This is a genomic window from Hymenobacter sedentarius (assembly GCF_001507645.1).
GTDB lineage: Bacteria > Bacteroidota > Bacteroidia > Cytophagales > Hymenobacteraceae > Hymenobacter > Hymenobacter sedentarius.
This window is the reverse complement of record NZ_CP013909.1, coordinates 2105128-2129497: the sequence shown is the minus strand read 5'-3', so window position 1 is coordinate 2129497 and position 24370 is coordinate 2105128. Positions and strand designations below refer to the sequence as shown.

At 62.0% G+C, this 24370-nt stretch carries 22 protein-coding genes; 8 read left to right on the top strand and 14 right to left on the bottom strand.

Translation table 11 applies throughout. The features are described from left to right. Window positions 1-33 precede the first annotated feature (33 nt). On the bottom strand, window positions 34-1776 hold the full coding sequence (gene kaiC / locus AUC43_RS08900) for a circadian clock protein KaiC (RefSeq protein ID WP_233254136.1): 1743 nt from the start codon (window positions 1774-1776) through the stop codon (window positions 34-36). A gap of 203 nt (window positions 1777-1979) precedes the next feature. After that, window positions 1980-2204: a DUF1153 domain-containing protein gene (locus AUC43_RS08895; protein WP_068192046.1), complete on the bottom strand. Its 225-nt coding sequence runs from the start codon at window positions 2202-2204 to the stop codon at window positions 1980-1982. Window positions 2205-2561: 357 nt separating this feature from the next. On the opposite strand from AUC43_RS08895, the gene AUC43_RS20900 reads away from it, so the two are divergent. The 3 genes from AUC43_RS20900 to mgrA all read left to right on the top strand — a co-directional run bounded on the left by AUC43_RS20900 (window position 2562) and on the right by mgrA (window position 5614). Then, window positions 2562-3050 (top strand): T9SS type A sorting domain-containing protein, encoded by a 489-nt coding sequence (locus AUC43_RS20900; RefSeq protein ID WP_157781002.1) that lies wholly within the window; start codon window positions 2562-2564, stop codon window positions 3048-3050. A 240-nt stretch (window positions 3051-3290) separates the two neighbouring features. Beyond that, window positions 3291-4376, top strand: a complete 1086-nt coding sequence (gene fbaA, locus AUC43_RS08885) for a class II fructose-bisphosphate aldolase (protein WP_068192042.1) — start codon at window positions 3291-3293, stop codon at window positions 4374-4376. Between the two features lie 245 nt (window positions 4377-4621). Further along, the gene (mgrA, locus tag AUC43_RS08880; RefSeq protein ID WP_068192040.1) at window positions 4622-5614 is read left to right on the top strand and encodes an L-glyceraldehyde 3-phosphate reductase; all 993 of its coding nucleotides are present in this window, start codon (window positions 4622-4624) and stop codon (window positions 5612-5614) included. Window positions 5615-5865: 251 nt separating this feature from the next. Here mgrA and AUC43_RS08875 read toward each other — a convergent pair whose 3' ends face one another. The 7 genes from AUC43_RS08875 to AUC43_RS08845 form a co-directional block, all read right to left on the bottom strand. Continuing rightward, a complete protein-coding gene (locus AUC43_RS08875; protein WP_068192038.1) occupies window positions 5866-6525 on the bottom strand; it encodes a hypothetical protein in 660 nt (219 codons plus the stop codon). Between the two features lie 157 nt (window positions 6526-6682). Then, window positions 6683-8176, bottom strand: coding sequence for a hypothetical protein (locus tag AUC43_RS08870; protein ID WP_068192036.1), 1494 nt, complete (start codon window positions 8174-8176; stop codon window positions 6683-6685). A 172-nt stretch (window positions 8177-8348) separates the two neighbouring features. Beyond that, on the bottom strand, window positions 8349-9392 hold the full coding sequence (locus AUC43_RS08865; RefSeq protein ID WP_068192035.1) for a hypothetical protein: 1044 nt from the start codon (window positions 9390-9392) through the stop codon (window positions 8349-8351). Beyond that, a complete protein-coding gene (locus AUC43_RS08860) occupies window positions 9370-12762 on the bottom strand; it encodes an acetate and sugar kinases/Hsc70/actin family protein (RefSeq protein WP_068192033.1) in 3393 nt (1130 codons plus the stop codon). Before AUC43_RS08860 ends, AUC43_RS08865 begins: the two co-directional genes overlap by 23 nt. A 156-nt stretch (window positions 12763-12918) precedes the next feature. After that, window positions 12919-14397 (bottom strand): hypothetical protein, encoded by a 1479-nt coding sequence (locus tag AUC43_RS08855; protein WP_068192031.1) that lies wholly within the window; start codon window positions 14395-14397, stop codon window positions 12919-12921. A gap of 157 nt (window positions 14398-14554) precedes the next feature. Continuing rightward, entirely contained in the window at window positions 14555-14965 is a 411-nt protein-coding gene (locus tag AUC43_RS08850) for a hypothetical protein (protein ID WP_068192029.1), read from the bottom strand. A 95-nt stretch (window positions 14966-15060) separates the two neighbouring features. Then, entirely contained in the window at window positions 15061-16395 is a 1335-nt protein-coding gene (locus tag AUC43_RS08845; protein ID WP_157781001.1) for a hypothetical protein, read from the bottom strand. 202 nt (window positions 16396-16597) lie between these two features. Here AUC43_RS08845 and AUC43_RS08840 point away from each other — a divergent pair, with 202 nt between their 5' ends. The 4 genes from AUC43_RS08840 to AUC43_RS08825 all read left to right on the top strand — a co-directional run bounded on the left by AUC43_RS08840 (window position 16598) and on the right by AUC43_RS08825 (window position 19803). Further along, window positions 16598-17722, top strand: a complete 1125-nt coding sequence (locus AUC43_RS08840; protein ID WP_068192025.1) for a porin — start codon at window positions 16598-16600, stop codon at window positions 17720-17722. A gap of 85 nt (window positions 17723-17807) precedes the next feature. Next, entirely contained in the window at window positions 17808-18230 is a 423-nt protein-coding gene (locus AUC43_RS08835; protein ID WP_068192022.1) for a hypothetical protein, read from the top strand. 145 nt (window positions 18231-18375) lie between these two features. Beyond that, window positions 18376-19392: an NAD(P)/FAD-dependent oxidoreductase gene (locus AUC43_RS08830; protein ID WP_068198407.1), complete on the top strand. Its 1017-nt coding sequence runs from the start codon at window positions 18376-18378 to the stop codon at window positions 19390-19392. A gap of 84 nt (window positions 19393-19476) precedes the next feature. Next, entirely contained in the window at window positions 19477-19803 is a 327-nt protein-coding gene (locus tag AUC43_RS08825; protein WP_068192017.1) for a 2Fe-2S iron-sulfur cluster-binding protein, read from the top strand. A 200-nt stretch (window positions 19804-20003) separates the two neighbouring features. Here the strand turns inward: AUC43_RS08825 and AUC43_RS08820 are convergent, their stop codons facing one another. The 4 genes from AUC43_RS08820 to AUC43_RS08805 all read right to left on the bottom strand — a co-directional run bounded on the left by AUC43_RS08820 (window position 20004) and on the right by AUC43_RS08805 (window position 22840). Further along, complete coding sequence (locus tag AUC43_RS08820; RefSeq protein WP_068192015.1) at window positions 20004-20258, bottom strand: anti-sigma factor family protein; 255 nt, start codon at window positions 20256-20258, stop codon at window positions 20004-20006. Window positions 20259-20267: 9 nt separating this feature from the next. Then, window positions 20268-20846 carry a sigma-70 family RNA polymerase sigma factor gene (locus AUC43_RS08815; protein WP_068192013.1) on the bottom strand — a complete coding sequence of 193 codons (579 nt, stop codon included), beginning with the start codon at window positions 20844-20846 and terminating at the stop codon, window positions 20268-20270. Window positions 20847-20939: 93 nt separating this feature from the next. Next, window positions 20940-21701 carry a DUF1223 domain-containing protein gene (locus tag AUC43_RS08810; protein WP_068192012.1) on the bottom strand — a complete coding sequence of 254 codons (762 nt, stop codon included), beginning with the start codon at window positions 21699-21701 and terminating at the stop codon, window positions 20940-20942. A 203-nt stretch (window positions 21702-21904) separates the two neighbouring features. Continuing rightward, window positions 21905-22840: a DUF4440 domain-containing protein gene (locus AUC43_RS08805; RefSeq protein WP_068192010.1), complete on the bottom strand. Its 936-nt coding sequence runs from the start codon at window positions 22838-22840 to the stop codon at window positions 21905-21907. A gap of 159 nt (window positions 22841-22999) precedes the next feature. On the opposite strand from AUC43_RS08805, the gene AUC43_RS08800 reads away from it, so the two are divergent. Beyond that, window positions 23000-23497, top strand: coding sequence for a KdsC family phosphatase (locus tag AUC43_RS08800; RefSeq protein ID WP_068192008.1), 498 nt, complete (start codon window positions 23000-23002; stop codon window positions 23495-23497). Window positions 23498-23571: 74 nt separating this feature from the next. Here the strand turns inward: AUC43_RS08800 and AUC43_RS08795 are convergent, their stop codons facing one another. Beyond that, window positions 23572-24222 (bottom strand): LuxR C-terminal-related transcriptional regulator, encoded by a 651-nt coding sequence (locus AUC43_RS08795; protein ID WP_071885849.1) that lies wholly within the window; start codon window positions 24220-24222, stop codon window positions 23572-23574. Window positions 24223-24370 lie beyond the last annotated feature (148 nt).

The following is a 24370-nucleotide window of genomic DNA, read 5'->3' as shown; positions in this document are numbered from 1 at the left end:
GGGCGGTTGCTGGGGGCAACTGGGGTATACGGGCTACTTGGGGTTTTCGCCGGCAGTGGGGGCGTTGCGCCGCGGCGGATTGGCGGCGGCAATGCGCTGATGGCCGCTGGCCAGGGTTTGCTGGCGCGTTTGTTCGTGCGAATTGATTTGGCGCAGTTCCTCCTCCACCGACTCAAACTCGGTGCGCAGGTTGGCAATGTTGGCTTCGAGCACGCGGCGGCGTCGCTCCAGCTCGCGGTCGCGGCGGTCGGCTTCCTGCTGGGCGGCCAGGGTCTGGGCGTGCTCCTGCAGCTGCTGGGTGAGGCGGCTGGCGCCGGTCACAATGCCGGTGGGGCCCACCACCACCTCGAGCAGCTCCACGCCACGGTCGGTCACGAGGAACTCGCGCACCTGGTTGGAGTGGGCCATGCCGCGCGATTTGAGAATGCTCAGGCCGCGGTTGCGCTCGCCAATGCCTTCGAGGTCGCGCACGCTAATCCAGGTATCGACCAACGACGACACGCCCTCGTCGGTCATTTCCTGCTGCTGCCCGCGCCCGCTCACCAGGGCCGTGAAGTAGGCTGTGATGCCGCTCACCTTCAGAAAGTCGATGAGGCGCGTGAGCATGCTGCGCACTTCGGCAATGTTGCCCACCGTGATGAGGTTGGTGATGGGGTCGATAATCACCGCATCGGGCTTAAACTCCTTCACCAGCCGGTGCAGCGTGACGAGGTGCTGCTCGAGGCCGTTGATGGTGGGCCGCGACGCTTCGATGCGCAGCAGCCCGGACGCCACGTGCGACTTCAAGTCCACGCTCACCGACTGCATGTTGCGCAGCAGCTGCTGCGGCGATTCTTCGAAAGCAAAAAACAGGCAGCGCTGCCCCTGCTCGCAGGTTTTTTCGGCAAAGGAGGCGGCCAGGGTGGTTTTGGCGGTGCCGGCCGTGCCGGTAATGAGCACGCTGCTGCCCTGGTAAAAGCCGCCCATGCCAAACATGTCGTCGAGGGCAGGCACGCCGGACGACATGATGTTGTTCGACACCTGGTGGTCGAGCCGCAGCGACGTCACGGGCAGCACCGAAATGCCGTCTTCCGTGATGAGGTAGGGGTACTCGTTGGTGCCGTGGGTGCTGCCGCGGTACTTCACAATGCGCAGGCGGCGGGTGGTAATCTGGTCAATCACCCGGTTGTCGAGCAGAATCACGCAGTCCGACACGTACTCCTCCAACCCTTGGCGCGTCAAGGTGCCGTCGCCGCGCTCGGCCGTGATGACGGTAGTGACGCCCTTGTCCTTGAGCCACCGAAACAGCCGGCGGATTTCCGAGCGCAGCACAGCCTGATTCGGAAAGCCCGAAAACAGCGCCTCAATCGTGTCGAGCACCACGCGCTTGGCCCCAATGGAATCGATGGCGTAACCCAGGCGTATAAACAGCCCTTCGAGGTCGTATTCGCCAGTTTCTTCAATCTCCGACCGGTCGACGTGCACGTGGTCGAGGCGCAGCATCTTGCTGTCCTGCAGGGCTTTCAGGTCGAAACCCAGAGAGGCCACGTTAGCGGCCAGCTCTTCGCCGGTTTCCTCGAAGGCCATGAGCACGCCGGGCTCGTTGTATTCCTGAATGCCGCGCACCAGAAACTCAATGCCCATCAAGGTTTTGCCGCAGCCCGCGCTGCCGCAAATCAGGGTGGGGCGCCCCTGCGGCAAGCCGCCATCGGTGATTTCATCAAGGCCCTCAATACCCGTTAAGGCTTTGGGGAGTTGGGGCAATGCGGGGGCAACCGACGAGTTATACTCTTGCATGAAGGAGGGCATAGGTTAAGCCAAAGTTAAAGCACAGCAATGCACTTTAGTTCCTTATATGCCAACCGGCAGGCTATTTGGCTCAATCTGATGCCAGCTCAAATGCTACGTCGGCCCTTGAGAAGCCCAAAAACAGCGAGTGGAGCTGGTTGGGACAGGGCAATGGGACGGGCGCTTTCGCCCCAATATGTAGGAGTGGACTGCTAGCGGCTGCCGGCCTCGAAATCGAGCCAGCCGGCGCGGTGCTGCTCCATTTCTCCGGCGCTGATGCCGTAGGCGGTGCACGCTTCTTCGGTGCTCATCAGGCCTTGGTCCACGGCGTTGAGCACGGCCCACACCTTCAGCTTGCGCTCGGCTTCGGCGCTGGCGCCGTCGGCAGGTTCGGGGCGGCCGTCGGTATCAAAGAAGTCTGGCATGGCGTGGCTCATGAGTCCTGCAAGGTAGCCATTGAAAGGTTAAGCCGAAATGAATTTTCGATGTTTTTTCGGGTCTCAACCGGGCTATTTTCGTGGGGCGCCGGGCGGGGCATTGTGCCCCCAACTGCTGAGTTTGGCCCTTTTCGACGTCGCTGCCAACCGATTTTTTTTCATTAGCCTATATTTTACAGTAAAGTATAGGTGCTGAGTAGGTTTTCAACAATAGAATAATGATATTTGAAATGTCTTCGGCGCCCGCACCGAGGGAATTACACAGCATTATGCTGGTCGCATCTTTCGTTTTTACCTGCGCAGTTGCAAGTAATTATCAGGCAGATGAGACCGGCTCAACCCCATTTCGATTTGCCTATGGCCCCCACCAATACCCTGAGTGATTTGCTGAGTCCGACTTACAGAACCGCCGAGGCTGCTTTGCCTGCCGGCGCGGGGGTGGCGGTCGAGTCTAGAGCCCTTTCCACCACCTTGGCGTACGACCCCGCCTCCCGTAGCACCCCGGAGCCTGAGGTAGCACCCAAACGAGTGGCTGTGCCCCCGCGTGTGCTGGACCGGGAAACGGGCGGGCAGTTTGTGCTGGGCCAAAACCATCCCAACCCCTATTGGGGCGAAACCACGGTGCCCTTCACGCTCACCAACGGCGGCGACGTTCGCTTGGACCTCTTCGACCTGGCGGGCCGCAAGGTGGCCGGCATCAACCGCAAGGGCATGCGCGCCGGCGAGCATACCATTGCCCTGAATCTGAGCGGCCTGGGCCTGGCCGCCGGCCAGTACGTGTACCAATTGCAAGTCACGAATAGCTACGGCGTGTACCGGCAGTCTAAGACAATGACGGCCGGCTAGAAAACGAAAGTGAAGGAGAGGTGAGTGCAGCCCGGGGGCTGACCGCTGCAACGGTCAGCCCCCTTTTTTATGGTAATTTCAGCAGGCTTGGGTTTGGTACGCCCCCCAGGGGCCAATCGGTGGGCCCGCACTTTCAGGTTAGGCACCGCCGACCGTACTTTGCTGTCCCGGCGCTTTTTGGGCGGCCGGGGTTTGCCTGCTTTCTTTATTCACCGCGGCGCTGCCGCTTAATTCATTTTTATGGCTGACCAAACCCTTACCGGCCTGCGGGCGGGCGTCCTGCACGGCGACGAAGTCCAGGCTCTGTTTCAATACGCCAAGGCCAACGGCTTTGCCCTCCCGGCCGTGAACGTGACCGGCACCAACACCGTGAACGGCGTGCTGGAAGCCGCCAAGGCAGTGAACTCGCCGGTTATGATTCAGTTCTCGAACGGCGGCGCCCAGTTCTATGCCGGCAAGTCGGTGAGCAACGACGGCCAGCGCGCCAGCATTGCGGGCGGCATCTCGGGCGCCCACCACGTGCACCTGATGGCCGACCTCTACGACGTGCCCGTGGTGCTGCACACCGACCACGCCGCCAAAAAGCTCCTGCCCTGGATTGACGGCCTGCTCGACGCCGGCGAGAAATACTACGCCCAGCACGGCCAGCCGCTGTTCAGTTCGCACATGCTCGACCTATCGGAAGAGCCGATTGAGGAGAACATCGAAATCTGCAAGCGTTACCTCGAGCGCATGGCCAAAATCGGCATGACGCTGGAAATTGAACTGGGCGTGACCGGCGGCGAAGAAGACGGCGTGGACAACTCCGACGTGGACAGCTCCAAGCTTTACACCCAGCCCGAGGAAGTGGCCTACGCCTACGAGCAGCTGAGCGAAATCAGCCCGCGTTTCACCATCGCTGCCGCGTTCGGCAACGTGCACGGGGTATACAAGCCCGGCAACGTGAAGCTGCAGCCCAAGATTCTGCACAACTCGCAGGAGCATCTGCGCCAAAAGCACAACATCACCGAGGCGCTGCCCATCGACTTCGTGTTTCACGGCGGCTCGGGCTCGAGCCAGGAGGAAATCCGCGAGGCCATCAGCTACGGCGCCATCAAGATGAACATCGACACCGACCTGCAGTGGGCACTGTGGGAAGGCATCAAGGACTACTACGTGAAAAACGAAGGCTTCCTGCAGGGCCAGATTGGCAACCCCAGCGGCGCCGACTCGCCCAACAAGAAGTACTACGACCCCCGCGTGTGGCTGCGCAAAGGCGAAGAAACCTTCGTGGCACGCCTCAAGCAGGCATTTGAGGACCTGAACTGCATCAACCGCCGCTACTAGCCAGCGCAACGGCCCCTCCCCTCCTTACCAAGGAGGGGGTGTTTTCGCGATGCGAAAATTGGGGTGGTTGAATCGTTGCACGAGGTAAGAACGACACCCGAACGAGGCCCTTGTGCTATGTTCGGGTGTCTTTTGTATTTGGGGCCCTGACGCGAGTCGTTCGTCGCCCCAACCACCCCCGTTTCCGCTTCGCGAAAACATCCCCCTTGGTAAGGAGGGGAGTTTATCGTTCATCTCTCTCAAAAATGCCCTACCTCCCCCACCCCACCCGCTACCAGCACATGACGTACCGCCGCTGCGGGCTCAGCGGCCTGAAATTGCCGGCGCTCTCGCTGGGGCTGTGGCACAATTTCGGCGACGTGGACGCGCTGGCCAACGGCCGCGCCATCCTGCGCCGGGCCTTCGATAATGGCATCACCCACTTTGACCTGGCCAACAACTACGGCCCACCGCCCGGCTCGGCCGAGGAGAACTTTGGCCGCGTGCTGCGCGAAGATTTTGCGGGCTACCGCGACGAGCTGATTATCTCCACGAAAGCCGGCTACCTCATGTGGCCCGGCCCCTACGGCGAGTGGGGCTCGAAGAAATACCTCGTATCGAGCCTCGACCAGAGCCTGAAGCGCATGGGCCTGGAGTACGTCGACATTTTCTACCACCACCGCCCCGACCCCGACACGCCCCTGGCCGAAACCATGGCCGCTCTCGACCTCATCGTGCGCCAGGGCAAGGCCCTGTACATCGGCCTGAGCAACTACCAGCCCACCGAAGCGGCCGAGGCCTTCCGCTTGCTGCGCGAGCTCGGCACACCCTGCCTCATTCATCAGCCCAAGTATTCGATGTTTGAGCGCTGGGTAGAAGGCGGGCTGCTCGACCTCTTGGAACAGGAAGGTGTGGGCTGCATCCCCTTCTCGCCGCTGGCCCAAGGCCTGCTCACCGACAAGTACCTGCGCGGAATCCCGGACGATTCGCGCGTGGCCAAAGGCGTCGGCTTCCTGACCGAGAACAACCTCACTCCCGAGCGACTCGACAAAATCCGCCATCTCAACAACCTCGCCCTCACCCGCCAGCAAAGCCTGGCCCAAATGGCCCTCTCATGGCTACTGAAAGACGAGCGGGTAACCTCTGTGCTCATCGGCGCCAGCAAACCTGAGCAACTCGACGACTCGCTCCGCTGCTTGGAGAATCTGGCGTTCAGCCCGGAGGAACTGGCGGCGATTGAGCTGATTTTGCAGGGGTAGAACGAGTAAACCTGACCGTCATGCAGAGCGCAGCGAAGCATCTTTACCGCTTCGTGGAACCTCACCCCCGGCCCCTCTCCAAAAGAGAGGGGAGCTACAACATAAGGTTTTAGCTCAATTCCTGAAAACAGAAAAGCCCCAGCTAACTTGAGCCGGGGCATTTGTTGTTTAATGTCCGGCTCCCCTCTCATTTGGAGAGGGGCCGGGGGTTAGGCTCCACGAAGCATGACGCTCTGTATTACTCACTGTTCCTACTTCCCAATTGAGCCAATCTTGGGCTGAATCTGAATGATAAACCGTTTATTCAGCGCCTCCTGGCTGCCGGTGTAACGGCCGGCGCCGCGGAAGCCACTGCCAGCGGCCACTACTTCCAGGTTATTGGGGAAGCGCAGCCCGGCCTGTTCCCAGAGCCGGATTACGGCCAAGGCGCGGCTGTAGCTGAGCTGGCGCACGGCTGGGCCGTCGAGGTTGTGCAGGTCGTTGGCAGGGTAGCGGAGGTCTTTGGCAGCACGACCCTCTACCACGATGAGGTACTGCACGTTTTCGTCGTTTTTGATGGACTGCATCTGGTTGAGCAGAAAGCGGCCGGCTTTCACCAGGGGCGCCTGGGCTTCGTAGGGCAGCACGTCGCTTTTGGGAGCAAACGTGACCGGGAATTTCAGCTCGTAGCGCTTATAGGTGGGGTTGTATTCGAAATAATTGCTTTCCAGGCGCTTGAGAGCCGCTTTTATTTCGTCTAGCTTGCGCTTTTCCTGCACCTGCACTTTCAGGTCGTAGATGAGCTTGTCGTTATCGCGCGCCTTGTCTTTGAAAAGCTTGTAACTGAGCACGAACATAACGAGCATGGTCAGGAACAAGGCCGTCATGAGGTCCACGTAGCTGGGCCAGAAGAAGTCCTTGCTCTCTTTCATGGGGTGGGAGTATGTAAATTATTCAATGTAATAAAACCGTCATGCTGAGCGCAGCCGAAGCATCTCGCGTGCAACCACTAATCCCAGCGATTGGATTACTATCCCATGCGAGATGCTTCGGCTGCGCTCAGCATGAAGTTCTTCTGAATTGTCTGCCTTACTTCTTGCCTAGCACCGTGCGCTGGAACCAGTTGGGCTTGGTGAGTTCCTCGAGCACTTTGTTGGTGCGTTCTACCTGCTGCAGGAGTTGCTGCTGCAGCTGCGCGTCGGCCAGCAGTCGGGCTTCCATGCGCTGCATGGCTTGGGCGGCGAGGGCGGCCTGGCGCTCCTGCAGGGCGTTGAGCTGCTGCTGCTGGGCCGGGAGCTGCGTGAAGGGGTTGAGGTACTCGGTGATTTTCTGGTAGATGTTGTTGTTGTTCAGCTCGCGGAAGTGGCGCTGCCACTGCTCGTGGGCTTCGGTGGCTTCCTGCTGCAGCTCTTGCAGGCGGCCGTCGAGCTCCTGGTCCATGCGGTGCACGCCTTCGCTCACGCCCTGGCGGATTTGGGACCCAATATCGGCCAGCAGCTTGCCGTGCTGGCTGAAGAAGGCCACTTGCTGGCGCAGGGCATCGTCGTGCTGCTGCAGGTACTGCGGCACGCTGGCTAGGCCTTGCTCCAGGGCCATGAGGCGGTTGAGCAGCGCGCCAATGGTCTGGGCGGCTTCGTTGCTGTGCGTCACGGTGGTGTTCAGCGCCTGCTGGTAGCCCAGGAATTTCTCGAAGGTCTGGGCACTCTCATCCACCCTATCAAACACCTTGATGGTGGCGTTGGCCAGCTCCGAATAGCCAATTTTCTCCAGCTGCTCCAGGAAACGCTTCTGCACGCTCACGTTGTCCGTGATGCTGGCGATGAGCGGCGTAAACTCGTGGATTTTGCTAAAGAAGTCGTTCTGAATCTGGCTGAAGAATTCGGTATTGAACGTATCCAGCACCGATTTCAGATTGCTCATGCCGGCTTGCATGTCCGAGTTGAGCTTGGGCAGCAACGCCTTCTGCAAGAAGGTGTAGTAGGCGTTCTTGTGGCGGTCGCGCACGGCCCGCGCCTGCTTCAGCAGCTGGTTGCCGGCCAGCGTGAACGCCAGGCCAAATAGGCTACCAATCATGGCGATAAGCACGCCCCCCAGGAAGTGCTGCACGTCGCCGTTGCTGAACGACGTGTCCGTGTGCGGGTTATCCGATACCTCCGAAAAGGGATTGCCCACCAGCGCCACCAAGCCCAGGATGGCCCCTGTGAAGGTGCCCAGCAGGCCCAGGTACAGCGGCGTGGCAATCTGGGCCTGAATCTCCTCGTCCAGCGCCTCGGCGTGGCGCTCGGAGATGTCTTTTAGAATGCCGAAATCGGCCGCGGCGCCGCGGTTATTCAGCAGGTATTCGTTGGTGTCGGTGATGATTTGGCCAAACTCGGGCGAGGCATCGCGGGTGATGAGGGCATCGTATTGCACCGCGAAATTCTTCTCCGGCTGAGCGGCCGTGAAGGGAATGGGCTGTACGGCTACCGCGCCCGCCACGGGGTACATGGCCTGCACCCGCTCGGTGAGCTGGCGGTTGCGCCAGAACACGAAGGCCTGCCAGGCGACCAGCGCCAGCACCAATACAATTTCAATTAAGAGCATAACCGCTTCGTCAAATAATTGCCGAAGTTACTGCGGCGCCTTTGGGTGTAGAGACGCGACCCTTCGCGTCTCAGCGTTGAACGGTACTAGTTGAACGATGATAGCCCAAGGGCGCGACCATAATCATTAAACGGCAAGACGCGAAGGGTCGCGTCTCTACATCTTTTCTCCCTCAACTCAATGCAATCCCAGCTTTTTGCACCACGTGCCAGGCATCGTCGCGGCGTTCCAGCTTTCCGTCCGCCAGGTTCTTAATGGTGGTAAATTGCTCGGTTGGCGGCAGTTCAAACGCAAAAAATTCTTTCAGCTCCCGCACGCCGTTGCCGATGATGCGCGACTGGTCGGCCTGCGGGCTGAATGAAAATTGGGCTATAGTAGCCTCCGCGTGCGTGAGGGTGATGAGCAGTGGCATCTGCGGCAGCGGATTGGGGCTGAGCTTGCGGTGCTCAATGCTGGGCACGTCGGGGGCCGGGGCGTAATAGTGCACGGGGCCATTCGAAGCAGCCGGCGTGGGCGCCGCGGCTTGGGCGGGAGCGGCCGGGGCCTCAGGCGCCTCATTGCCCGTGGTTTCGATTAGCTCCTGAATGTAAGGCGGCGTGGTCCACTCAATGGTTTGGCCGGTTTCCAGGGGCTGCGAGTCGCCATCCGTGGGAGGCGTGGGTGGCGGAGTTTGATTCATGGCAGGACGGGGAGGAACAGCGGGCCAGGACGACGCGCGGCCGGAAGGCTGGTTGGGCTTGGGTTTGTTTTTTGATTTCGCCCCGGTTCCGGCGGCCTTGGGCGCCGGCTTGGGCGCGGGTGGCGAGGTGGGCGGGCTTCCTTGCACCTGGCGCAATGACTGCACCACGGGCGTGCGGGGCACGTTTTCAGCGGGTTTCTTTCGTACGGGCTCGGGTTCGGACGGCGCCATTGTGGTGCGGTCTTCGCGGCTATCGGCCGCCGGCCGGGACGAGCGCGCCCACATACGCGCCCCAAGCACGCCTAGCGCAATGCCGCCCAGCACGCCCAATATCCACGGCCAGTTGGAAGACGGCGCAACGGCCGGAGCGCTAGTAGTGGCGGCCGCGGTCGAATCTGGCTGCGGCACCGAGGCTACGGGGCCTTCCCGCAGCGAATCGGCAGTGGACTGGGCACGGGCCGCCTGCTCACCCCCAAGGGCCAGCAAGAGCAGCAAGGCGCCCAGCCCAATCCGGCTAGTTAAGCGGCTGCGCGTCATAAAGCACCTTGGATAGCTCATACAGGGCGTTTTTGAACGGCAGGAAGAACAGCGTTTCGGGAACGGTATCGCCGTCGCGCAGCACGTCGGCGTACTGCTGCCGGTACAGATTGAACGAGTCGCCGAGGTGGCGGTCCAGGGTGGCCATCACCAGGCCGGGGTCGTTTTTCACGCCCAGGTCGGTTTGCAGGCGCTTCAGCTCCGGGTCTTCGAGCAGCAACTTCAGGCAGGCGCGGGCATTGGCCAGCACGGCTTGCTTGATTTCGTCGGTCACGCCGGTGGCTTCCAGGTGGTGCTCGCCTTTGTCTAGCTCGTCGCCGGTGCCCACGGGGCGCACCAGCGGCGGGTCCTGCGGCATCTGGCCGGTGGCCATCACGCCGCCGTTGGCCGTGGTTTGCTTGGGGTCGTCGGCCAGCTTGATGCGGAAGTCCGTCGGCACCGATTGGCCGGTGGCTTTCTCCATGATGAGGCGCGCCAGCTTCTCCACCGGCTGCAGGTTGGCACCGGCAGCCAGCAGGCGCACGTAGAGGCTGCCGCGGCCCGTGAAGCAGAGGTAGCGCGGCAGCTGCTGGCCGTTGGCCACCGTCACCTGCGCCACGTGGTAAATCAGGGTGCCGAAGTGCAGGTAGAACAGCACGCGCAGGTGCTCGGCCCGCAGCAGCCGCTCGCTAAAGCCCAGCAGCTGGTCGTAGTTGAACAGGAAGCTGGCCACGTCCTCAGAGCCGAAATTGTCGGTTCCTTCGGCTACCAGCACGTATTCGCGGGCCCGCCGAGCGGCCGGCGACAGCACCGCGCTCTGCACGCCGGCCACGCCGAAACGCACGAGGCCGTTGTCTTTCGAGCCGCGCACTTCGGCGCCGCCGTCGCCCCACAGGTCGTTGCCGGCAAAGCGAAACGAGGTGCTCAGCACCGGCTTGCGGTCGGCGTACAGCAGCACGTCGGTGGTGCCGCCGCCGATGTCGATGAAGGCCGCGTTTTCGCCCGGGCCCAGTGTCACAATGTTGCGCCGGGTGAGGTAGTAGTACGGCGCCGTGCTTTCCACCATGCACGGCATGGAGTGGCTGGTGTGAAACACCTGGTGGAACAGCGTGTCCCACTCGCGCTGGTACAGGTTGCGCTGGTAGGTCGAGAAGCTCAGCGGAGCAAACCAGGTGATTTGCGTGGCCGCCAGGTTGCCGCCGTTCAGGGCCACTTTGGCGCGGCATAGCAGCAGGATTTCCTGGAAGAAAGCCCGTACGCGGTTGGTGCTGGCCTGGTTCAGGCTATTGTCCCACTTCAGGTTGGTGTGGTAGTTGGGCCGGCGCTGTTCTTCGGTGATGATGCCGAAAGCCACGTTGATGTTGCCCAACACGCTCAGCTCCTGGGTAGCGTAGTTCGGGGCCTCGTAGGTAGCCGTGCGGGCCGGGAAGGCGTACGGGGAGCTGTCCTGCCCGATGATGGGCGGCACGAACTCGCGCTCCTGGTACTGCTGCCAGCGCTTGATTTGCACGAAGTTGGCCGGGTCGTCGTCGATGCCGCGGTACAGGCGCTCGTAAGCAGTGCGGTCGGGCTCACCGGTCGACTTTTTCAGCAGCGCCACCGGCGTATCGGTCAGGCCAAAGCTGAAGGGCTTGGGCTCCTGGCCGGGGTTGTCCTGCATGGCCACGTGGGTGTTCGTGGTGCCAAAGTCGATGGCAAAGCGATACTCCTTGGTGCCCTGCCGAATCTCGGGCCAGCGCGGAATAACCAGGGCTGAACCAGCGGCAGGGGCCGGGTTCAGCACTTCGAGGTAGTCGAAATGGGTGCCGCGCACCTCGTAGTAGGTGCTGCCTTCGTCCTGGCCGGTTTTGGGGGTGCGCTCGTAGCGCGTGGCGCTCTGGCCGGTGCCGGTTTCGCCCAGCGGGCGGCCGTCGACCCAGAATTTCAGGTCAACTTTCTTGGTCACCATGCTCGGGTCGATGTTGTTGGCATCCACCAGCATGACTTTGTAGAAGTCGTTGTACTGCGGCGCGTCAATCACCTTTACGAAGGGGAACACCGACAGCGCCACGTTGGTCACCAGCAGGCGGCCCAGGTTGTCGCCCTGCGGGTTGGGGTAGTAAGCCCGCTCAAAATCCACAAAATCGCCGCCGCTCACGGGCACGCGCAGCTTCACCCGTACGCAGGCCGGGTCGAGCTCCATGCTCAGGTGCTCGGCCAGGTCGTGGGCGGTGAAGTAGTCGAAGTAAGCCGGCTTGATGGGCAGCAGCGGCCAGGTGCTGGGCTTGAAGCCCGGCGCAATCTTCAGGTAGCCGCAGTAGAAGCGCGCCTCGTCCACCTCGTAGGGCACGGTGAGCAGCGTTTCTTCCAGCAGGTCGTTCACCGTGAGGTACGGGTACGGCAGCTCCGGGCCAGGCAGCGTGCGCTCCTTCAGCGGGCGAGGGTCGGCCGCGGGGATAATGGCGCCGCTGTCGGCAAACATCGTCTCGTTGAAGTAGCGCTTGCCTATGGCTTTGAGGCCGGGACGCAGCACAATGGGCAACGGGCCCGCCACGCCAGCCCGGGTGGGCCGGATAAACAGGTCGGAGTTGCGCACGGTGCCCTCGTCGGGGCGCACGCGCAGCAGCACGCCGGAAACGTCAATCTGGTTGTTGGAAGCGTCGGTAAGCACCGGGAAGTTGCTCAGGTTGGCGCTACCTTCCATGGCCCACTTCTGCAGGATGCCACGGTCCAGGGTGTCGCGCACCAGCGGCGCCAGGGCCATCAGGGCTGGGTCGCCCACGAATTGCTGGTATACGAAGTCGCGGAACGCGGCCTCGCGGTTGGCCAGCGACACGTACTGGTTATCGAAATAATAGCCGCCGCCCTGGGGCCGCTGCACCGGCAGGGGCCGCACGTTGGGCGCCGGGAAAAACAGCGTGAGCGGCGAGGTGCCGCCAATGAGCTGCGGCACGCCATTGGCTCCCGGGAAGTAGATGAGGTGCATCTCGGTGAGCTTGGCAAAGCGGCCGTCGAGGTACAGGCTCAGCACGTCGGCCAGCGGCCGGGTGGCGGGGTTGGCCCGCAGCTTGGCCAGTTCCTCGTCCTTGCGCCAAGCCCGAATTTGGAGGCGCTGGCTGGCCAGCTTGCGTTGGTGGTAGTTGAACACCATTTCCCACACGTCCCAGAAATGGCTCACCAGCTGGTGGTACACCGAGTCCTGGTGGCCCCCACCCTGCCCCACAAAGCGCAACGCGGTTTCGACCAGGTGCATCCGGGCAAAGGGCGACGGAATGGATACCGCCACCTTGGCGGCGCGGCCGCCTTGCGGGTCGAGCAGGCGCTCCACTTCGTGGGGGCCAATTTTACCAGTCGGGCCCCAACCCTCGTGGGTGCTGGAACCGGTATCGTGCAAACGCAGGATTTTAGCCATTTTTGGTTTTTACAAACGAACTAGAACGTCATGCTGAGCGCAGTCGAAGCATCTCGCGTGCTTCGTTGAGCTAGCTTGATTACTACCACACGCGAGATGCTTCGACTGCGCTCAGCATGACGTCATTATTATTTTGAATTTAAGTTGTTTCCGGCGCTACGAATACTGGAGCTTCTTATCCAGAATCTCGCCCGTGGCCTCTTCAAACGCCTTCACTACCCAGCGCAGGGCCTCGTTTTCGGTGGGGTTCTTCAACGTGTCTTTGCCCACGGCCTTGGTCAGCTCGTCGCGGAAGTAGCCCGGAGTGATGCCTTTGCTGAAAATGCCGGTCTCGACGGTTTTGTCGGCCACCATTTTATTGAAGTCCATTTCCTCGGGGCGGATGGCCGTGTAGCGGCGCTGGTTTACGCCCAGCTCCCGAATCCATTCGTTGTATTCGCCAAAGAAGTCGTTCAGCTCGCGCAGGGCGCGGTTGTTGCGCAGTTGAGCTGAGAGGTCGCCGGCCTCGTAGTAGGGCGCCTTCGCATCCTCGGGGGTGTGCTTGAGAAAGTAGCGGGCGAAGTAGTGGAGCTGAATGAGCGGGCGGGCCACCTCCTGGCGCATGTCGGCGGGCAGCTGGCCGAAGTCTACCTCGGGTGCGTCCGACTTCAGGCCGTACTCGTGGTAGAGCGGCTGGCCGCTGTCGAGCTGGTTGTCGGGCACCTCCATGAAGTGCACCACCGACAGGGCGCCAAGCATTTCCAGCAAGTGGGCTTGGTTGCGCTGCTCGGCGCGGCCGGGGTGGTTGGCCAGCGGTTGGCCGGGCTGGTCGCCAAGGTAGTACATGGCCTCGAGGCCCTGCAGGTTGTCGGCGTAGTACGAGAGGGCCGTTTTGGTCTTCGTAATGAAGGTATTCGAGTCGATGAAATCCTGACCGGCGGCCTTTTCATCCTGCGAAGGCTCCTGCAGCTTGAAGTACGGCAGCATCACCAGAGCGCCGGCTTTCATGCGGCGGCGCACTTCGGGGTGGGCCAGCGCGGAGTTTGAATCGCGCAGGTTCTTCACCAGCAGCGGGAAGCCGGCTGCGCCAGTTCCGCCAAAAATTGAGCTGATGAAGAAGGCCCGGTCGCCCTCTTGCAGGCTCTGGGCGAGGTAGCGCATTTCCTTGGACTGCACCACCGCGTTGAGCACCACCGAGCCTACGTTGGGCGAGCCGCGGAAGCCCACATCGAGGTTCGCAGCGAGGCTGTCCTGCGTGAACAGCAAATCCACCAAGCCCTGGCTTTCGACCGAGAGGTCGTTGTACTTCAAGTAGTCGCGGAAGGGCTGGCTGATGCCGCCAAAGTCGTACACGAACGAGTCGCGCAGTTCTTCCGAGCCGCCGGTGTTCAGGTGGGCCAGCGTGTTCATGGGCTGGCTAAAGAAGCCGGTTTTCTCTTTCTGGCCATCGCCGTACAGCGCTTCGTGGATGCGGGCGTAGCGCTTGAGCAGGGCCACGGTGCGGGTCACGTCGCCGTTTTGGGTGTCGGGGTCGATGAGGACGGGTACCACTTGGTCGCAATTGGGGATGCGCACCCCGGCGGCCAGCAGCATGGTGAGGGAGCGCAGCACGCGGGCCCCGGTGCCGCCCACGGCAAAGATGAATAGTTTGGACATAGCTTTTTCTGACGTGAGAACCTCACCCCCGGCCCCTCTCCAAAAGAGAGGGGAGCCACAGTGGCGCGGTTATTTCTGTAGATAATTTCAAAATCCCTACCTGAAACCCACCAGGCTCCCCTCTCTTTTGGAGAGGGGCCGGGGGTAAGGTTCTGCCTTAAAACGGCCCCACAAACGGGGTAGTGCGGGCGTAGGTGCTCCAGCGCTTGAGCAGCACCGAAAACAGCAGAAACCACAGCGAGGCCACCACCATGTTTACCACCATAAAGTAGCCCAGGTAGCTGCTGCTTTCGGCGCCGTGGCTTTTGCTGAGCGTGTTGGCCAGCAGGGTGCCCAGGCCAGCCGCCAGGGCCAGGGTGAGCACCCAGTGCGTGGTGCGAAACATACCCGTGCGCAGGGCCGAATTAAACAGATAATAAAACGCTACTACCAACAACAAAGCCACGCCCAAAGTGCTCCAGCCCACGAGCGAAAACAAATCGGTTTTATACAAGCCATAGTCGGCCGGCCGCTGGCTTTGAAAGATGGAAATCAGGGACGAGTACAGGCTGGTGAAGAAAGTTTGCATGAAATGGTTGGGTTGGCAGTTGTTCGTTGTCAATTGTCAGTTGCTGGTTTTCCGTTGTCAGAACGTACTAATAACTGACAACGAGCAACGGATAACTAATCTTTCTTGAGCGGAAGCTGAACCGTGAATACGGCCGGTAGCGGGGTTGGATACGATTGGCGCACGCCGGCCAGGATTTGGTCGAGGCCGAAGGTGCGCGGCGCCGGGGCGTTGTCGTTGGTGGTCGACCAGGCAGTCACCCATTCCGGCGTTTCCGGGGCGGGCAGCGTGAGGCTGAGCGTGGCGGTGGGCGCCGCCAGTTTGCTCACCCGCAGGCGCAACACGTGGGTGAAGGGCGCCAGCACCGGCTGGCCGCTCTGCTCGTCGTCGGTGAGCAGGCGCACCGAGTTGGGCAGCAAAGAAGCCTGGCCGTTGGGCAGGCGTACCCGCACATGTTGGGCCAAAAACTCCGGTTTTTGCCACGCGGCCGGCAATTCGTTCAAATTCAGCGCCAGCGAAAAGTCCACGGGGTCGTCGGATGGGTTCAGGGTCAAGCCGTTGTTTTCGGCGTAGACCGTGCCGCCGCTCGGTTTTAATTTGGGGTCGGTAAGCTTGGTGAGGAGCGGCGCGAAGGCCGGGGTGTCGGTTTTCAGCCCAAAGAAGGCCTGCTGGGCGGGCGGGTTCTTAAATACCTCGGCCGTGTAGCGGGCCACCAACGCGGGCGGCCCAATCACCCACACGTAGTAGGGCACCTTCTCGCCGTTGAGGGTGCGCTTCTGCACGGGCGTCTTCACGGCCGGGAAGTAGCTGCCGTAGAAGTGGGAAGCCTCACCGAACACGGCTACGGCCAGCTGCTTCTGGCTCACCGGCGCGATGGACGTGCGAATCAGGTTGGGCAGCTGCGAAAAGTCGGATTTGCGGGCCGGGCCGTAGATGAAGTCGGAAATTACCACGCTCACCTGCTGGGTGGCCTGCGGCATGTTGAGAATGCCTTCGAGCATCTGCGGCAGTTCGGTGCCGAGGGCGGCCTGATTGACCTCGCCCTGCACCACGTCGCGCAACTGCTGAAACGGCACGGCTTTGGGCGCGGCGTTTTCGCAGAGGTAGTACTTGCGGTCGGCGATGGCGCCGCTCACCTGGGTTTCGGTGATGAGCGCGCCGATGCGCTGCTGGAATTCCGTGGGCGGCTTATCGGCGCCGCCGCGGGGCACGAAGCCCTTCATGCCGCCCGAATACTCTAGAAAAACGCTGACCCGCAACGGGGCCGCTTCGGGGGCGGCGGGGGCCGTGGCCGCGGGTTTGGTTCCTTTGGTGGAACTAGCCGATTTGGTTTCGGTGGGCTCGGAGCCGCAGCTGCTCAGCAGTGAAATCGTCCCAAAAAGCACTCCGGCGAGCCGGAAACAACGAAAAAAACGTGAAGCGGGCAGCCCCACGGAAACGGATATCGGCATAGGTCAGGCGCTAGGCAAGGTTTTGGGGCGAAGTATAGGCATTACGCAGCGAAATGCCCCGCGGCCGAAAACCTAAACGCTAAACGCGCCGCCGCGGCTTCTAGTACAAAGCCGGCTCCCCCAGCCGCATATTTTTGCTTGTAATGTGTGGCGGGATGCCGGCGGATAAGTAGCACGTAAAACCTGCCACCTTTGTCGCCCCATGAAACACCTTCTACTCCCCTTTCTACTGGCACTGGCAGCAGCGGCCCAGGGCCAAACCTCCCCCGCGCCCGACACGGCCCGCACCACGCCCGCCCAGACGCCCGCGGCGGCAGCACCCAATCCGCTGAGCTATTACGGCGCCGTGGATGCGTACTACGGCTACGACTTCGGGAACGACGGGTCCAATTTCCGGCCTGACTTCCTATACTCCCACAACCGCCAAAACGAGTTCAGCGTGAACCAAGCCGTGGTGGGCGTACGCTACAACAACGACCGGGTGCGCGGCGCCATCGGCCTGCACGCCGGCTCCTATGTGGATGCCAACTACGGCAGCGAAGACCTGACCATGCGCCACCTCTACGAGGCGTACGCCGGCTTCCGGCCCTTCAAAAAAGCGTGGCTCGACGCAGGCATTTTCACCTCGCACATCGGGTTTGAATCGGCCATCAGCAAAGAAAACTGGACGCTCACCCGCTCCCTTATGGCCGACAACTCGCCCTACTACGAGGCCGGCGCCCGCTTCACCTACGAGCCGGACCCCAAGCTGACCCTCACGGCGCTGGTGCTCAACGGCTGGCAGATTATCCGCGAAAGCAACGAAAACAAGGCCCTGGGCACCCAGATTCAGTGGAAGCCCAGCGCCAAGCTACTCCTCAACAGCAGCACGTTTGTTGGCATAGAGGGGCCCACGGGCACGGCCCAGTACCGCCGCTATTTCCACGACTTCTACCTGACCTATGCTGCAACTGACCGGCTGAGCGTGGCCGGCGTTTTCGACGTGGGCAAGCAGGCAACCGCCGTGTACGGCAAGCACGACACGTGGCACACCGGCGCGGCCTTTGTGCGCTACAAGCTGGCCGACCGCTGGGCCGCCACGGCCCGTGCCGAATATTATTACGCCGAGCGGGGCGTCGTCATCCGCGGCATTACGCCGAACCCCGGGAGCCCCGACTTCCGGGCGGGCGGCGGCTCGCTCAACCTCGACTATGCCCCCGCGCCCAACGTGCTGCTGCGGCTGGAGGGCCGCTACCTGCGCGGCCGCGCGCCGGTGTTTCAGCGCGCCGACGACCCCACGGCCGACAGCTACGGCAACCTCACCTCGAGCCTGGCCATTTCGTTTTGAGGGCCAGCGCGCAGATATTAGTGGGGGCAAGCTCATCTATATGTAACTTTCCACCTTCGCACTGCTCTACCCTCCTATTGCCACTATGAATCAAATTGCCTTTCGCTCTGAATACCAGCTTACCGTAGAACAAGAAAAAAACCGGCTCTTCTACCAGAATTTCGACCAAATGCAGCAGGCTCAGAGCCTGCCCAACTACCGCAGCGACTGGGCTGCCGCGCTGGCGCAAGTAAGCCCGGGCTTCAGCATTCTCAGCGATATGCAGGTCGTGAACCAGGTCAACCAAGACCTGCTGGCCGAGTTTCAGGCCGTGGAGCAGCTCATTGTGCAGCGCGGCGTGAGCATGGTGGCCGAAGTGCACGTACCCGGCCTGCCCACCCGCCGCTGCACCGACGAAATAACCACCAGCCAGGCCATGCCCGTGCGGCAGTTTTTGAACCTCTGGGAAGCCGAGCAGTTCCTCGACGAACTCACGCTGGAGCTGGCGCCGCACACGCCCGGCCGATAGAATTTTGGGAGTAACCGGCCGGCCTCAGCCAACGTTTTGGGCGGTCCCGTTGTTATAAAACGGGCTGCCGTTGGCGGCCCCGGCTGCGGGCCGTACCTTTGCGGCCGCTTTTCACCAGGCGCCTATTCAGGCACTTATTGCTATTATGCCCAACGTCATTTCCACGGATATCTGTATTGTCGGGGCCGGCCCGGTCGGTCTGTTTGCCGTATTTGAAGCCGGTTTGCTCAAGCTCCGCTGCCACGTGGTGGATGCCCTGCCCCAGCCCGGCGGCCAGCTCTCCGAGATTTACCCCAAGAAACCGATTTACGACATCCCGGGTTTCCCCGAAATCCTGGCCGGTGACCTCGTCACCAACCTGATTAAGCAGATTGAGCCCTTCCACCCCACCTTCACGCTGGGCGAGCGGGTGGAGCGGTTTGCCAAGCTCGACGACGGCTCCTTTCAGCTCTACACCACCGACGGCACCGAGATTCAGTGCAAGGCCGTGGCCATTGCCGGCGGCCTAGGCTCGTTTGAACCGCGCAAGCCCGCCGTCGAAAACCTCGAGCAGTTTGAGGGCGGCAAAGGCGTGCACTACATGGTGCGCGACCCCGAGCACTTCCGCGACCAGAAAATTGTCATCGCCGGCGGCGGCGACTCCGCCCTGGACTGGACCAACTTCCTCGCCAACGTGGCCGCTGATGTAACGCTGGTGCACCGCGGCACCACCTTCCGCGGCGCCGCCGACTCGGCCGAGAAAGTAAAAACCCTGGCCGAAGCCGGCAAAATCAAGCTCGTGCTCAGCTCCAACGTGACGCACCTGCACGGCAACGGTAAGCTGGCCCAAGTGACCATCACCGGCAACGACGGCACCGCCGAGACCGTACCGCTCGACCACTTCATCCCGCTGTTTGGCCTCACGCCCAAGCTTGGCCCCATCGGCGAGTGGGGCCTGGAGCTGACCGACGACGCCATTGTGGTCGACACCCTGGACTACAGCACTTCGCTGCCCGGCGTGTTTGCCATCGGCGACATCAACACCTACCCTGGCAAGCTCAAGCTCATTCTCTGCGGCTTCCACGAGGCCGCGCTCATGTGCCAAGGCGCGTTCAAATACATCTACCCCGACAAAAAGTATACCCTGAAGTACACCACCGTTAACGGAGTACCCACGCTGTAAAATCCGGGAATTAAAAGGGAGGAATGAAGAATTAGCTCGTCGCTTATTCTTCATTCCTCTTTCTTTGTCCTTTCAACTCAACTCATGGAAGAAGATATCCGCATTTACGTCGAAGAAGCGCCTGGCCAGCGCCGCGAAATTATAGCCCCCACCGACATGGGCCTGAGCTTAATGGAAGTGCTGAAAGCCAGCGGCTACGACATCATGGCTACCTGCGGCGGCATGGCCCTGTGCGCCACCTGCCACGTGGAAGTGCTGGCCGGCCCCGCCCTGTTTGAGCCGAACGATGACGAACTGGACATGCTCGAAACCCTGCCCGTAATACACCCTGGAAGCCGGCTCAGCTGCCAGATTCGCCTCACCCCGCAAACCGATGGCCTGGTGGTCCGCCTCGCTCCTACCGGCGCGTAACCGTCCATCATTGCGAGGCCAGAGGCCGCGGCAATCCGTCCTGGTCTCAGCGACTACCCTTCTACTGTGAAAAGCCCCAGCTCTACTGCAGAGTCGGGGCTTTTTCCGTTTTAGCTAAAACAACAGCTTATCACTTCTCAGGGCTGGTCGCTTTCAGAGGACGGATTGCTTCGCTACGCCCGCAATGACAGCTCAATTTCCTACCCTGCTGCGGCCAACAGCTCCCGCATCCGCTCTTTTGCGGCCTCGGGCAAGGCCGGGCCGGCACTGGCGCGGGCGGCGACCGCAGCCCTGGCCCACTCCGCTATTTTCACCGTTTGCTTGGCGTACCGGTTGCAATAGGGGCAGTAGCGCAGGTGCAGCCATAGGCTGGTGCGGGCTCCTCTGGGCACGGGCTGGTCGGCCTGCTGGTCGAGGAGCATCGTTGCGGTTTGGCAGGTAATAAGACGAAGCATAGCAGATAATTAATTTTTGCTTAAGCCGTGCTTTTCCAGGCAGCGGCGCAACTGCAGCTTGGCCCGGTGCACGATAACCCAATAGTTGGCAGCGGTTAAGCCCAATTCCTGACAAATTTCCTCGGCCGATAATTCCTCCACGAACCGCAGGGCAAATACCGCACGTTGCTGCGTGGGCAGCCGCTGCTGGCACCGTTGCAGGATGTCGTGAAGCTCTTGCTGCTCCAGGGCAGCATCGGCATTGAGCCAGCTCACGGGGGCTTGCTGCGCGTTCCAATGGCCGTTTTCGGGGTTAAAGAAACCGGCCTCGGTGGGGCCGGCCTCGCCTAGCTCGTCGAGGCCGACGTGGTTGGTCCGCGCCTGCCGGCGGTAGTAGTCGATGATTTTGCGGCGCAGAATAACGAACAGCCACGTGCGCTCCGACGCCTCGGCCCTGAACGTGGCCAAACCGCCGAGGGCACTCAGAAACGTGTCTTGCACCAGCTCCTCGGCCGCATCCGCATCGGAAACGCGGCTCAGGGCAAAGCGGTACAGCTCATCGCCGTAGCGGTCGGGCCACTGCGCCGGCACTGGGGTGGTGGGAGTCATGCGGGACGGGAGCTAAGCCAGAAAAGGTCGCCCCGCAAGATTACGTCGGCAGCAGGCAAGTGTAACAACTAAAGCGCCGCTTGTTTTCACGGATTACAGCGCCGCGGTGGCCGCTCCCACAATCCGGTGCGAGGCTGTTTCCTGCACCAGGGCCACGGCCCGCAGGTTGGGCCGCTTCCAGCCAGCGTTCAGCTTCAGCTCGGTAGTGCCGGTGAAGGTGCCCGCCGACCCCATTTTGCCCAACGAAATGAGCTGGCGCACCACGGGGGCGTGGCGCAGCAGGCGGCCCGAATTCTCGCCCCCGCCCACCTGCGAAGCCAGCCCACTTTCGGTAACGACGAGCAGCACCTCGGCCGCCGCAGTGCCGGCTGGCACACTGGCTACGTGGACGCGGGCGGTGCTGCCCGCGGTGGTAAGCGCAACCGTGGCCCGCGGGGCCGTGGCGGCTTTGGCCACGGTTTGGGCCAGCTCGGCGGCGTGGCTGCCCACAAATTCGTAGCGGCCATTCACCACCGCTTGCGGCGTGTAGGCGCCCGAGCCAAAGCCCGCTGCATACTGCCGCTGGCGCGCGGTAAAAGCGGCGGAGGAAAAGCCGTCTTTCCAGCCCAGGCGATTCCAGTAGTCGACGTGTTCGCCAAGGGCAATAACTTCCACGCCGGGCACGGATTGAGCTGTTTCCAGCTGCCGCAGGGCCGCATCAGCAGCCGGACAGCTCGAACACCCTTCCGAGGTGAACAGCTCCACTACCACCGGCACCCGAGCCGCGGGACCACCGGGATTTACGGCAGGCTGGGCCAGGGCCAGCACGGCCATGGCACCAAGGAGCGGCAACGTCAGCAGAACAGCGTTTTTCATAGGGTGGGCGAAGAAGTTGGCAAAACCAATAGGTAAAGCGGCAGACGGCCCCCGCATCACCCCCTTACACGTGGGGGCAACTCTGCTGAACTACCCGCCAAGCCCCATCAAGTTAGCTCAATTTTATTGGGCCAAAAAAGCCCCGGCTAGCAGTAGCCGGGGCCGTTTCAAAACCAATGGCGAAGCCGCAATCAGCGCCCGAACTACTGCGGGCGCTTGCTGGTAGCGCCCGCAGCGCCATCAGCGGCGGGAGTCACTGCGGGAGCCTCGCCCGCGGCAGTTGGGCCGGGTGCAAAGTTGAACACCTCCAGCACCAGGCGCCAGCCGGCCACGGCTTCGCGCCGCCAGATGCGCAGGTAGCTGCCGTTTTCCTCGGGGTGCTTGGCACCTTTGGAGCGCTGCAGGGTGCCCACCACGTAGCCCAAGTCGCCGGCAGCGGCCAGGTAGCCATCCACGGGCACAAACTGATAGCCGCCGTCCAGGTTTTTCATGTTGGCCGCCGCGGCGGCGCCCTGCATCATCGAGAGGCCGGGGCGGTAGAGCCGGGCCTCGGTGCTGAGGTGTTGCTGGTAGGCCGCGCCGGCCTTGAGCAGCTGGGCGGCGGCAAACTTGCGGTCCACTTCGAGCACGATGTTGGACGGGGCCGTGCTGGGCGTGGCCGCCGCTGCGAGCAGGCGCGGCTGGGGCACGGTGGTCGCCTTGGCGGGGGCGGTGCCAATGCGCTCTACGCCCATGTCCACCACAAATTTCCACTTGCCATCGGGCTGCTTGCGCCACACAGTTACGTACTCCCCGGAGGCCTGCGGCTTGTCGTTCAGCAGGGCCGTCCAGGGGCCGGTGGTGTAGCCCAGGTCACCGGATTGGGCGGCATCGGCCAGCACCGGGTACCAGGTAAGGCGGCTGCCGGGCCGGGCCGGGCGGGCCCGCCACACGTCCTGGGCATTGGCCAATTTGCCGCTTTCGGTCACCCATGCCTTCGGGGCGCTATTGGCCAGAAAGGCGGCCGGCGTGCTTTCCTGCATGGCCTGCGCCGCAAACGCCGTTTCGGCGGCTACCACAGCATCGTGCGGCGTTTGCGCCTGGGAAGTAAAAGGTAGCAACGAGGCAACCAATGCCCCCATAGTAAAAATATTCTTCATAAGATACAAATCTAATAGTTTCGCTATGCTAATATACGCTTGCCGGGATAATCACAATTGCCGCAAAACCCACATGTGCGCTGCAGTGCCGTTCTTGCGGCCGAATTGCACCTTGCCGGCCGGTTTCGGCGGCTCCCTCGTTTTGCCGTTACTGTTATTATGAAACTAGCCGACCTCACCGCCCGCGCCCGCCGCATTCGCCTGGTGCTCACCGACTGCGACGGGGTGCTCACCGACGGCGGCGTGTACTACTCGGAGCGGGGCGAAGAAATGAAGCGCTTCAGCATCCGCGACGGCATGGGCGTGGTGCGCCTGCGCGAGTTCGGCATCGCCACGGGCATCGTCACCGGCGAAACCTCGCCTTCGGTGCGCACGCGGGCCGCCAAGCTTCAGATTGAAGAGCTCCACCTGGGCATCAAGGACAAGCCGGCCTGCCTGCACAGCATTCTGGCCCGCACCGGCTTGGCCGCCGACGAAGTTGCCTTCATCGGCGACGACACCAACGACCTGGATATCCTGAGCCTGGTGGGCCTGTCGGCGTGCCCCGGTGATGCCACGTCCTTCGCCCGGGCCGTCGTCGACTTTCATTGCCAGACGCCCGGCGGCCACGGTTGCTTCCGCGAACTGGCCGAATTTATCATTGCGGCGCAGCAGTAACGCTGTTGCGGAATAGAGAGTGACTGAGTGAATAGTTAGGACTTCACTCAGTCACTCTCCCACTCAGTCACTCTCTATTCCGGCAGCAGGCCCTGGCGGGCGGCGAGCTTGATGAGGGCGGCAGTGTTCTTGGCCTGGGTTTTGGCGATGATGTTCTGGCGGTGCGTTTCCACGGTCCGCTTGCTGGTGAAGAGCTTGTCGGCAATTTCGGCGTTGGTCATGCCCTCGGCCACCAGGCCCAAAACCTCCATTTCGCGCTTGCTCAGGCCCAGGGCCTCGCGGGCCGCATCGCTGACCACCGGGCTGTGAACAAACAGCCGGGTCAGGAGGGCCAGGCCGATGGACGAGCACAGGAAGGGCCGGCCCGCGGCCACGGTTTTTACGCCCTGCACCAGCTCCGCAGGCCGCGAGCTTTTCAGGACGTACCCGTGCGCGCCCAGGTCAAAAGCGCGCGTCACGTAGTGCTCATTGGTCAGCTCGCCCCGGGCCAGCACGCGCAGCTGGGGGTACTGGCGCCGCAGCGCCGGCAGCAGCGCAAAGGCGTCGGGGCCGGGCAGATTCAGGTCGAGCAGCACCACGGCGGGCGTAGCAGCGGCCAGCTCGGCCAGCAGTTCGTCGCCGGTACTTGCTTCGCCCACTATCTTTATTTCGGCTGCCGGCGCTATCCCGATACGCAAGGCCTCACGCGCAGGAGGATGGCCGTCGGTGAGTAGTAGGCGAATCATAAAACAGGGAGCAGACCAGTGAGAAACCTAATTAATTTACTGGTTGCTTTCCATTAAATCGGTGTTGAACCCCCAAAATTAAAGGCACCGGCAATCTTAGCGGGGAGCTCCACAGTAAAAGCCGTATAAATCCCTCCAAAAGCTGGGA

Coding starts and splice junctions, on each gene's coding strand:
- AUC43_RS20900 (WP_157781002.1), top strand. CDS start 2,562: ATGGCCCCCACCAATACCCTGAGTGATTTGCTGAGTCCGACTTACAGA.
- AUC43_RS08875 (WP_068192038.1), bottom strand. CDS start 6,525: ATGAAAGAGAGCAAGGACTTCTTCTGGCCCAGCTACGTGGACCTCATG.
- AUC43_RS08870 (WP_068192036.1), bottom strand. CDS start 8,176: ATGCTCTTAATTGAAATTGTATTGGTGCTGGCGCTGGTCGCCTGGCAG.
- mgrA (WP_068192040.1), top strand. CDS start 4,622: ATGCCCTACCTCCCCCACCCCACCCGCTACCAGCACATGACGTACCGC.
- AUC43_RS08805 (WP_068192010.1), bottom strand. CDS start 22,840: ATGAAGAATATTTTTACTATGGGGGCATTGGTTGCCTCGTTGCTACCT.
- AUC43_RS08865 (WP_068192035.1), bottom strand. CDS start 9,392: ATGACGCGCAGCCGCTTAACTAGCCGGATTGGGCTGGGCGCCTTGCTG.
- AUC43_RS08820 (WP_068192015.1), bottom strand. CDS start 20,258: ATGCTTCGTCTTATTACCTGCCAAACCGCAACGATGCTCCTCGACCAG.
- AUC43_RS08895 (WP_068192046.1), bottom strand. CDS start 2,204: ATGAGCCACGCCATGCCAGACTTCTTTGATACCGACGGCCGCCCCGAA.
- AUC43_RS08845 (WP_157781001.1), bottom strand. CDS start 16,395: ATGCCGATATCCGTTTCCGTGGGGCTGCCCGCTTCACGTTTTTTTCGT.
- fbaA (WP_068192042.1), top strand. CDS start 3,291: ATGGCTGACCAAACCCTTACCGGCCTGCGGGCGGGCGTCCTGCACGGC.
- AUC43_RS08800 (WP_068192008.1), top strand. CDS start 23,000: ATGAAACTAGCCGACCTCACCGCCCGCGCCCGCCGCATTCGCCTGGTG.
- AUC43_RS08825 (WP_068192017.1), top strand. CDS start 19,477: ATGGAAGAAGATATCCGCATTTACGTCGAAGAAGCGCCTGGCCAGCGC.
- AUC43_RS08815 (WP_068192013.1), bottom strand. CDS start 20,846: ATGACTCCCACCACCCCAGTGCCGGCGCAGTGGCCCGACCGCTACGGC.
- AUC43_RS08830 (WP_068198407.1), top strand. CDS start 18,376: ATGCCCAACGTCATTTCCACGGATATCTGTATTGTCGGGGCCGGCCCG.
- AUC43_RS08860 (WP_068192033.1), bottom strand. CDS start 12,762: ATGGCTAAAATCCTGCGTTTGCACGATACCGGTTCCAGCACCCACGAG.
- AUC43_RS08835 (WP_068192022.1), top strand. CDS start 17,808: ATGAATCAAATTGCCTTTCGCTCTGAATACCAGCTTACCGTAGAACAA.
- AUC43_RS08810 (WP_068192012.1), bottom strand. CDS start 21,701: ATGAAAAACGCTGTTCTGCTGACGTTGCCGCTCCTTGGTGCCATGGCC.
- AUC43_RS08850 (WP_068192029.1), bottom strand. CDS start 14,965: ATGCAAACTTTCTTCACCAGCCTGTACTCGTCCCTGATTTCCATCTTT.
- AUC43_RS08840 (WP_068192025.1), top strand. CDS start 16,598: ATGAAACACCTTCTACTCCCCTTTCTACTGGCACTGGCAGCAGCGGCC.
- AUC43_RS08855 (WP_068192031.1), bottom strand. CDS start 14,397: ATGTCCAAACTATTCATCTTTGCCGTGGGCGGCACCGGGGCCCGCGTG.
- kaiC (WP_233254136.1), bottom strand. CDS start 1,776: ATGCAAGAGTATAACTCGTCGGTTGCCCCCGCATTGCCCCAACTCCCC.
- AUC43_RS08795 (WP_071885849.1), bottom strand. CDS start 24,222: ATGATTCGCCTACTACTCACCGACGGCCATCCTCCTGCGCGTGAGGCC.